The sequence below is a fragment of the Streptomyces rhizosphaerihabitans genome, from assembly GCF_025399795.1.
Classification (GTDB): Bacteria; Actinomycetota; Actinomycetes; order Streptomycetales; family Streptomycetaceae; genus Streptomyces; species Streptomyces rhizosphaerihabitans.
The window spans coordinates 82,005-88,464 of the sequence record NZ_JAODTZ010000047.1; the positions used below are offsets into that span (position 1 = coordinate 82,005).

5 protein-coding genes and 1 pseudogene are annotated in these 6,460 nt (G+C 72.3%); 5 read left to right on the top strand and 1 reads right to left on the bottom strand.

Annotated features, from left to right (window positions below; all coding sequences use genetic code 11):
* Positions 1-9 precede the first annotated feature (9 nt).
* Positions 10-1,350 (bottom strand): homogentisate 1,2-dioxygenase, encoded by a 1,341-nt coding sequence (gene hmgA, locus N4G66_RS34495; RefSeq protein ID WP_261708228.1) that lies wholly within the window; start codon positions 1,348-1,350, stop codon positions 10-12.
* A gap of 309 nt (positions 1,351-1,659) precedes the next feature.
* Here hmgA and N4G66_RS34500 point away from each other — a divergent pair, with 309 nt between their 5' ends.
* The 5 genes and pseudogenes from N4G66_RS34500 to N4G66_RS34520 form a co-directional block, all read left to right on the top strand.
* The gene (locus tag N4G66_RS34500) at positions 1,660-2,307 is read left to right on the top strand and encodes a nuclear transport factor 2 family protein (RefSeq protein ID WP_261708229.1); all 648 of its coding nucleotides are present in this window, start codon (positions 1,660-1,662) and stop codon (positions 2,305-2,307) included.
* 64 nt (positions 2,308-2,371) lie between these two features.
* Positions 2,372-2,989 carry a TetR/AcrR family transcriptional regulator gene (locus N4G66_RS34505; protein WP_261708230.1) on the top strand — a complete coding sequence of 206 codons (618 nt, stop codon included), beginning with the start codon at positions 2,372-2,374 and terminating at the stop codon, positions 2,987-2,989.
* A 132-nt stretch (positions 2,990-3,121) separates the two neighbouring features.
* Positions 3,122-5,380, top strand: coding sequence for a molybdopterin oxidoreductase family protein (locus N4G66_RS34510; protein WP_261708231.1), 2,259 nt, complete (start codon positions 3,122-3,124; stop codon positions 5,378-5,380).
* Between the two features lie 228 nt (positions 5,381-5,608).
* Positions 5,609-6,289 carry a hypothetical protein gene (locus N4G66_RS34515; protein WP_261708232.1) on the top strand — a complete coding sequence of 227 codons (681 nt, stop codon included), beginning with the start codon at positions 5,609-5,611 and terminating at the stop codon, positions 6,287-6,289.
* Positions 6,276-6,460, top strand: a pseudogene (locus N4G66_RS34520) (class F sortase); the annotation flags it as partial. The gene N4G66_RS34515 and the pseudogene N4G66_RS34520, both read left to right, overlap by 14 nt.

A 6,460-nucleotide genomic window follows, 5' to 3' on the forward strand; every position in this document is an offset into this window, starting at 1 on the left:
GGTGAACCCTCAGTCGGTCGCGCGGAAGTGCCGTCCAAGGCCCTGCCACACGTCGTCGTAGCCGCGCTGGAGATGCTCCGCCCGTGCCGCCTGGGCCGTCGCGGTCACCGGCCAGCGCGTCTCGAACATGAAGGCGAGCCCGTCGTCGATCTTCTGCGGCTTCAGCTCGGCGGTGCTGGCGCGGTCGAAGGTCTCCTGGTCCGGTCCGTGCGCCGACATCATGTTGTGCAGCGAGCCGCCGCCCGGCACGAAACCCTCCGCCTTCGCGTCGTACGCGCCCTCGATGAGCCCCATGTACTCGCTCATCACGTTCCGGTGGAAGTACGGCGGCCGGAACGTGTCCTCGCCCACCAGCCAGCGCGGCGCGAAGACGACGAAGTCGACACCGGCCAGACCAGGGGTGTCGGACGGCGACGTCAGCACCGTGAAGATCGAGGGGTCCGGGTGGTCGTAGCTGATGGAGCCGATCACATTGAAACGGTGCAGGTCGTAGATGTACGGCACATGGTTGCCGTGCCAGGCGACCACGTCCAGCGGTGAGTGGTCGTACGTCGCCGTCCAGAGGTTGCCGCAGAACTTGTTCACCACCTCGACCGGGCCCTCGACGTCCTCGTAGGCCGCGACCGGGGCGAGGAAGTCGCGGGCGTTGGCGAGACCGTTGGCGCCGATCGGGCCGAGGTCGGGCAGCTGGAAGGGCGCCCCGTAGTTCTCGCACACATAACCCCGGGCGCCGCGGCTCCGGCCGCCCTCCGGCGCCGTGTCCAGCAGCTCCACCCGGAAACGCACCCCCCGGGGGATCAGCGCCACCTGACCCGGCTCCACGTGGAGCAACCCGAACTCGGTGCGCAGCAGCAGACCGCCGCGCTCCGGGACGATGAGCAGCTCGCCGTCGGCGTCGCTGAACACCCGCTCCATCGAGGAATTGGCGTGATACAGGTGCACAGCGATCCCGGTGCGCTGGGCCGCGTCGCCGTTGCCGCCGAGGGTCCACAGGCCCGCGAGGAAGTCCGTCCCGGCGGGAGGTTCGGGCAGCGGGTTCCAGCGCAGCCGGTTCGGGTCGGGCACCGACTCCGTGAAGGGTGCCGTCCGCAGAGTGCCGTTGTCGGCGCGGGTGAAGGCGGGGTGCGCGGCCGACGGCCGGATCCGGTACAGCCACGAACGCCGGTTGGAGGCCCTCGGTTCGGTGAACGCCGAGCCGCTCAGCTGTTCCGCGTACAGGCCGAGCGGTGCGCGCTGCGGCGCGTTGCGACCGTGCGGCAGGGCCCCCGGGACCGCCTCCGAGCCGTGTTCGTTGCCGAATCCGGAGAGGTAGGACAGCCCCTCGGCCGTCTTCCTCGCGTCCCCGCTCATGATCGCTCCCTCGCGCCTGATTCCTATGCATCACCGTAGGATTCAGTTCCGCCCCGCGCAAGAGGTCATCCGACCCCACCGAACGGGATCGGCCACGGGCCGCGCGCGGATCTTCGCCCGGCCGGGGTCGCGGGCCGGTCCGGGAGCGGGATCGAGCCCGGCTCGGGACGGTTCGGGTACGGCTCGCGGGTTGGCCGGAATTCCCGCAGGGGTTGCCGCGGGAGGTAGTACTCAGGGGTGTCCGTACGGCCCAAGAACCCGACTCCAGGGGGATCCGGCCGTAAGGGGCCTTGTTCTACGCTCCCGGACATGCGACGGACGCTTGGACTGCTCGTCGCGCTCGTGGTCTGTGCCCTGCTCGGCGGAGCCGCGGGCTGCGGCGCCGGTGATGCGCACGAGCGGGGGGTCACCGTCTCGGCCTCGCCCGTGGGCACCTTGCTCGACGAGACGGACGAGGAGGGGCGGCTCTACCGCGAGGTGGGCAAGAAGGGGGCGCCCGAGGTGGCGATCGAGATCCAGCCGGACTCCGCCGACGGCTGGCACGTGCGGCTGACGGTCCGCAACTTCCGGTTCTCGCCCGCGGGCGCGCGAACCGTGCCGGTCGCCGGGCGCGGCATCGCCCACCTCTACGTCGACGGCCGGGCCGTCGCCCGGCTGCGCACCGCCGAGTATCACCTGGCCGGACGCTTCGTGCCGCGCGGCACCCACCACGTCACCGCGCGGCTGTACGCCGACGACGGCACCGTGTGGGCCGTCCACGGCAAGCCCGTCGAGAGCACGGCCGACGTCACGGCGTCGGATTCCGGTTCGGCACCCGGCCCGCAGTCCACGACACCCGGGGCGGCGACGACGGGGGCGGCGACCTCGGCGGCGTCGCCTCCGAAGGCGGCCGCATCGACGGCCTCCCCGGCTGCGCCGCAGGCCACGCGGCGGGCGGTGGTCCCCGAAGCGAGATGAGTGGTCACGGCACGGAGGTGCGTACTGATGGGGGAGGTTCACCGGACCCCGGCGGAAAGGCATCATGAAGACCGTGCCCCATGCGACCTCGCTGCGCAGAGCGCCCGTACAGCGGCGCAGCGCAGAACGACTGACCAGAATCCTCGACGCCTGCGCCGACCTCCTCGACGAGGTCGGCTACGACGGACTGAGCACGCGGGCCGTGGCTCAGCGGGCCGGTGTGCCCATCGGCTCCGTCTACCGCTTCTTCGGCAACAAGCGCGCGATGGCCGACGCGCTCGCCCAGCGCAACCTGGAGATCTACGCCGAGCGCGTCACCCTGAGCCTGCGGGAGACGGGCGGGGGAGGCTGGCGGGCCGCGATGGACGCGGTGCTCGACGAGTACCTCGCCATGAAGCGCACCGCGCCGGGCTTCTCCCTCGTCGACTTCGGCAACCAGATACCCGTCGGCGCCCGCTACGCCGAGCCCAACACCCGGGTCGCCGACCGCCTCACCGACCTGCTCTCCGGCTATCTCGACCGCGAGCCGGACGAGGATCTCCGCCGCTCCTTCCTGGTCGCCGTGGAGACCGCCGACACCCTGGTCCACCTGGCCTTCCGGGTCTCCCCCGAGGGGGACGAGCGGATCATCGAGGAGACGCGCGAGCTGCTGCGGGCGTATCTGGCGAGGGTCCTCGACTGACCGGTTGCCGCCCGGGACCCGGCGCGCGGATTTCCGACGTGACCCCCCGGCGGCCCTCCCCACCATGCGTACCGGTCGGTATGCTCGGCCGCGTCCGTGTGCCACCGAAGCCACCGCCCTCCGGGAGGACCCGTGTCCCGCACCTCCGGCACCACCCCCGACTCCCGAACCGCCCTGCGCGTCTGCCCCCTGTGCGAAGCCACCTGCGGGCTGACGCTGACCATCGAGGGCACCCGGGTGACCGGTGCCCGGGGTGACCGCGACGACGTGTTCAGCAAGGGGTTCATCTGCCCGAAGGGCGCCTCGTTCGGGGCCTCCGACGGTGACCCCGACCGACTGCGCACCCCCCTTGTCCGCGAGGACGGCGAACTGCGGGAGGCCACCTGGGAGGAGGCCTTCGACGCGGTGGCCGCCGGACTGCGCTCCGTCGTCGAGCGGTACGGACCGCACGCCCTCGGCGTCGTCCTCGGCAACCCGAACGTGCACACCATGGCCGGTGCCCTCTACCCGCAGGTCCTGCTCGGCGCCCTGCGCACCCACAGCGTCTTCACCGCCTCCACGGTCGACCAGATGCCCAAGCACGTGTCGAGCGGCCTGCTGTACGGCGACGCCAACGCGATCCCCGTGCCGGACCTGGACCACACCGACCACCTGCTGCTCATCGGCGCCAACCCGCTGGAATCCAACGGGAGTCTGTGCACCGCCCCCGACTTCCCCGGCAAGCTCCGGGCGCTGCGGGCCCGCGGTGGCACGCTGACCGTCATCGACCCGCGCCGGACCCGCACGGCCAAACTCGCCGACCGCCATGTGGCCATCCGCCCCGGCACCGACGCGAGCCTTCTCGCGGCGATGGCGTACGTCCTCTTCGAGGAGAAGCTCGTCGACCTCGGCGCGCTCGCCCCGCACGTCCAGGGAGTCGACGAACTCCCGGACGCCCTGCGGGACTTCACCCCAGAGGCGGCGAGCGCGGCCTGCGACGTGGACGCCGGCACCATCCGGGAACTGGCGCGCGAGCTGGCCGCAGCGCCCACCGCCGCCGTCTACGGCCGCATCGGCAGCTGCACCGTCCCGCACGGCACCCTCGCCAGCTGGCTCGTGGACGTGCTCAACATCCTCACCGGCAACCTCGACCGGCCCGGGGGCGCCCTCTTCCCGATGGCCGCCACCGACCGGACGCCCCGCCCGGCGGGGCCCGGTCACGGCTTCGCGCTCGGCCGCTGGCACAGCCGCGTGAGCCGGCACCCGGAAGCCAAGGGCGAACTGCCGCTGGCCGCCCTGGCGGAGGAGATCGACACTGCGACCCCCGACGGCAGCCCGGTCCGTGCCGTCATCGCCGTGGCCGCCAACCCGGTCCTGTCCGCACCCGACGGCCTCCGTCTCGACAAGGCGCTGGAATCGCTGGACTTCATGGTCAGCGTCGACCCGTACCTGAACGAGACCTCGCGTCACGCCCACGTCGTGCTGCCGCCGCCCCCGCCCTCGCGGAGCGCGCACCACGACTTCGCGTTCAACACCCTCGCCGTCCGCAACCAGGTCCGCTACAACCGCCCCGCCGTCCCCCTGGAGGAGGGCCGCATGGCGGAGACCGAGATCCTCGCCCGGCTCGTCCTCGCCGCGACCGGAATGCACGGCGCCGACCCGTCCGCCGTGGACACGATGGTCATCGACAGCACCCTCGGCAAGGCGGCCGGGGACACCGCGTCGCCGGTGCACGGGCGGGACCCGCGCGAACTCGCCGCCGCCCTCACCGGCGAGAACGGTCCCGAGCGCCGGCTCGACATGATGCTGCGCCTCGGCCCGTACGGCGACGGCTTCGGCGCACGCCCCGACGGCCTGACGCTGGACAAGCTGCTCGCGCACCCGCACGGCATCGACCTCGGACCGCTCGCCTCCTGCCTGCCGCAGCGGCTGAAGACCCGCAGCGGGAAGATCGAGCTGCTCCCCGAGCCGATCGCCGGCGATCTGCCGCGCCTGCGGGACGCGCTGCGCGAACGCCCGTCGGCCATCGTCCTCGTCGGCCGCCGTCATCTGCGCTCCAACAACAGCTGGATGCACAACGTCCCGGCGCTCACCGGTGGTTCCAACCGCTGCACCCTGCACATCCACCCCGAGGACGCGGCCCGGCTCGGACTCGCCGACGGGTCGGCCGTACGCGTCAGGGGCGCCGGAGGAGAGGTGATCGCCCCCGTGGAGGTCACCGACACCGTACGGCGTGGCGTGGTGAGCCTTCCGCACGGCTGGGGACACGACCGGCCCGGCACCCGGTTGAGCCATGCCTCTCTGGACCCCGGCGTCAACGTCAACCAGCTCCTCGACGGCTCGCTGCTCGACCCGCTGTCCGGAACGGCGGTCCTCAACGGGGTGCCCGTGGATCTGGCGGCCTGCCCGTGAGACGTCACCGGGCGCGCTGTCGCTGCTGTCGCCGGGGATCGCACTGAGGTCCCCGGCGAAGCCGGAGCGGGTGCGCGACGAGCCGCGGCGAACCGGGGTGCCCTTGCGCCGGAAGAGCGATACCTGACGGGGTGCCAGGCGCAGTTGCGATCTTTTCCGGGGCGCATGTGAAAGGTAGTCAGATGAAGTGGGATTTGTGTGAAAATCATCTGACTCGGAGGAACTCGCATGTCCATCTCGTCCCTCTCGCACCGCTCCGGCCCACGTCGCGGCGCCGGCGCCCTCGTGGCCCTCGCGGTCGCGGGCACCACCCTCCTCGGCGCCCCGGCCGTCGCCGCCCCCGGTGACAACGGCGACGTCAAGGTCCACGACGAGAACACCGCGGTCGACGACCAGCGGGACGATCCGAAGGTCTGCGTTTTCTACCTCGATGGCTTCAACTTCGACGGGGCACAGCAGATCACCTGGTCCATCGTGACCCAGCCTCCTGTTGCCGACGGTGCCACCCTCTCGGGCAACCTGATCGTGCCCGCGTCCGGGCACGGCTGGACAGGGGACCTCACGCTGCCCGACGGCCAGTACAAGTTGACCTGGAATTTCCAGGGCGAGAACGGCGCGGGCAAGAGCAAGGTCTTCAGGGTCGACTGCCCCCCCGGCAGTCCGTCCCCGACCCCGTCCCCGTCCGTGAGTACGACGCCGAGCACGACGCCGAGCACGACGCCCACCCACCCGGGCGGATACCCCGGCGGACACCACGGCGGCCCCAACGGAGGACCCCCCGCGGGCGGCGGCGGTCTCGCCCATCCGCAGAACTTCTCGCCGGTGGCCGGTGCGGCGGCCGCGGGTCTCGTCGTGGCCGGGGGAGTCGTGTTCCTGCGGCTGCGCCGACGCCCCGATGGCGCCGCGTAGACGAACGAGGCCCTGGTACCGGACGCGCGCCTACCGCCTGACGCGGACCCTGGTGGTCATCGTCGCGCTGGTGGTGGGCGGCGTCTGGTGGGCGGGGGACGGCGAGCCCGCCGGGACGGTGGCGTCCGGCGCCGTACGTGACGACGGTGCCGCCTCCCCCGCTGCGGCGGG